Annotated in this window: 1 protein-coding gene; it reads left to right on the plus strand. The window is 64.1% G+C overall.

Going from position 1 to position 2,399, the window contains the following annotated elements; translation table 11 throughout:
* On the plus strand, nt 1-2,399 hold a 2,399-nt coding region (locus tag ACXJ7R_RS30160; RefSeq protein WP_457155011.1), incomplete at both ends, for an MFS transporter.

The raw sequence follows: 2,399 nt of genomic DNA on the forward strand, positions 1-2,399 counted from the left end.
GCATCGCGCTGTCGTCGATACCGGTGCTGATGGTGGCGTTGTTGATGTTCGGCATCATCTCGGCGCTGTTCGGACCGATCAAGTACGGCATCTTGCCGGATCATCTCGAGCGCAAGGAATTGCCCGGCGCCAACGCCTGGATCGAATCGGCGACCTTCGCCGCCATCCTCGGTGGCACCATCGCCGGCGGCATCGTCTCGGCCGATGGCATAGGCGTCTCGGTCTTCGGGCCGATCATGATGATCCTCGCCGTGAGTTGCTGGATCGTCAGCCGCTACATCCCGTCCACCGGTTCTGCCGCCCCCGACCTCGTCATCGACAAAAACGTCTTTCGCTCGACCTGGCGGCAGGTCAACGGATTGCGTGGCGACAAGCGGATCTGGCGCGCCGGGCTGATGACGTCCTGGTTCTGGCTGATCGGCGCCATCGTTCTTTCGATCCTGCCGACCTTGATCAAGGATTCGCTCGGCGGCAACGAGATCGCCGTGACTGCCTATCTCGCGGTGTTCGCCGTTTCGATCGCCATTGGCTCGGCCATTGCCGCGTGGATGTCGCAGGGACGCATCGTGCTGTTGCCTGCACCGGTCGGCACGGCGCTGCTGGCGCTGTTTGGACTGGACCTGGCCTGGACCATCTGGAGCATGCAGCCTTCGCCCAGGACTGAGACCCTTGCCCTGTTCTTCGCCGGGCCAAACACGATCCATGTTGCGATCGACCTCGCCGGCATGGCGATTGCCAGCGCCTTCCTCGTGGTGCCGACCTTTGCTGCCGTGCAGGCATGGTCGCCCGAAGCGAGTCGTGCCCGCGTCGTCGCCGCCGTCAGCATCGTCAACGCAGGCTTCATGACGGTCGGCGGCATACTCGTCGCCGCGATCCAGTCAGCCGGCGTCTCCACCGGAGCCATCCTGTTCGGCCTTGCTGCGGCCAACGCCATCGCCGCCTGGCTGATGCTGAAATACCTGCCGACCAACGCTTTCCGTGATTTTGTCTCCATTCTGTTCCGCGCTTTCCATCGGCTGGAAGTCGAGGGCATGGAGAACCTCAAGGCGGCAGGCAAAGCGCCGATCCTGGCGCTCAACCATGTCAGCTTCCTCGACGGTCCCCTGGCCTTGACCCTGACCGATGAGGAGCCGGTCTTCGCCATCGACCACACCATCGCCCAGGCCTGGTGGATGAAGCCGTTCATGAAACTCGCCCGCGCGCTGCCGCTCAACCCATCCAAGCCGATGTCGACCCGCACGCTGATCAAGATCGTTCAGGGCGGCGACCCGCTTGTCATCTTCCCGGAAGGCCGCATCACCGTCACCGGCGGCCTGATGAAGGTTTATGACGGCGCCGCCATGGTCGCCGACAAGACCGGTTCGATGGTCGTACCGGTGCGCATCGACGGGCTGGAGAAAAGCTATTTTTCACGGCTGACCTCCCAGCATGTGCGCCGCCGGCTGTTCCCGAAGGTCAAGGTGACCATCCTTGAGCCGGTAAAGCTGGAAGTGCTGCAAGACCTAAAGGGCCGCAAGCGCCGCGCCGCGGCGGGCGCCGCCCTCTATCAGGTGATGTCGGACCTCGTCTTCCGTACCCAGGACATCGACAAGACGGTGCTGGAAAAGATCATCCAGACGGCAAACGAACGCGGCATGAGAGAGCTCGCCGTGCAGGATCCGGTCACCGGTTCGCTGAGCTACGGAAAGCTGCTCACGGCCGCTGCGGTGCTCGGCGAGAAATTCCAGAATCTCTATGCCGGCCAGCAGACGCTCGGCATCATGCTGCCGAACGCCAACGGCTCCTGCGCGACGCTGCTCGGCGTCATGTCGGCCGGCAAGGTTCCGGCGATGATGAACTTCACCGCCGGTGCGGCAAACATCCTGTCCGCCTGCAAGGCCGCCGAAGTGCGCACCGTGCTCACTTCTCGCGCCTTTGTCGAACAGGCAAAGCTCGGTGCGGTGGTCGAGGAAATCGGCCGCTCGGTCGACATCGTCTGGCTCGACGATTTGCGCGGGTCCGTCGGCCTCAGGGACAAGCTGCTCGGCTTGCTGCGCAAGAGCACGCCACGCGCGCCGCGCAAGCCCGACGATGCCGCGGTGATCCTGTTCACCTCGGGTTCGGAAGGCACGCCGAAGGGCGTCGTGCTCACCCACCGCAACATCCTGGCCAATGCCGCCCAGGCCGCCTCGCGCATCGACTTCCATTCGGGCGACAAGGTGTTCAACGTGTTGCCGATCTTCCATTCGTTCGGCATGACGGCGGGCAYGGTGCTGCCGCTGATCTCCGGCGTGCCGGTCTATTTCTACCCCTCGCCGCTGCACTACCGCATCGTGCCGGAACTGATCTACGCCTCGAACGCGACGATCAACTCCCGCACCGACACGTTCCTCCCCGGCTATGCGCGCACCGCGCACCCC

The sequence above is a fragment of the Mesorhizobium sp. P5_C1 genome (genome assembly GCF_054049815.1).